The organism is Dellaglioa sp. CoH-56-MRSF-11, from assembly GCF_056782135.1.
The window spans coordinates 1-234 of sequence record NZ_JBXAYE010000176.1 but is presented as its reverse complement, the minus strand read 5'-3'; the positions used below and the strand labels follow the sequence as shown (position 1 = coordinate 234).

The window sequence follows — 234 nt, the reverse complement described above, 5'->3', positions numbered from 1 at the left end:
TTTCGGAATTCTTTCGAGAAGTGATCGCAGCAAGATACACCGGATTAGAAAGCAGATTTACGAAATCCGTACTCGTGGACGAGGAACGAATTTTCAGATTTCTTGGTCGCGCAGTACTTGGAAATGCCCGAGCGTTCATCTTCACCTGCAATATTTTGAGCGAGCACGAGACTATCGGGTTAAATGAATTGACTTCCTCCTTCGTTAAACTCGGAGCAGACTACTACTGGCCGC

The 234-nt window shown here is 46.2% G+C and carries 1 protein-coding gene; it reads left to right on the top strand.

All coding sequences use genetic code 11. The annotated features are described in order from the left end of the window. The coding region (locus AC1RPT_RS08290) for a hypothetical protein (RefSeq protein WP_481763073.1) at window positions 1–234 on the top strand (234 nt) is incomplete at both ends.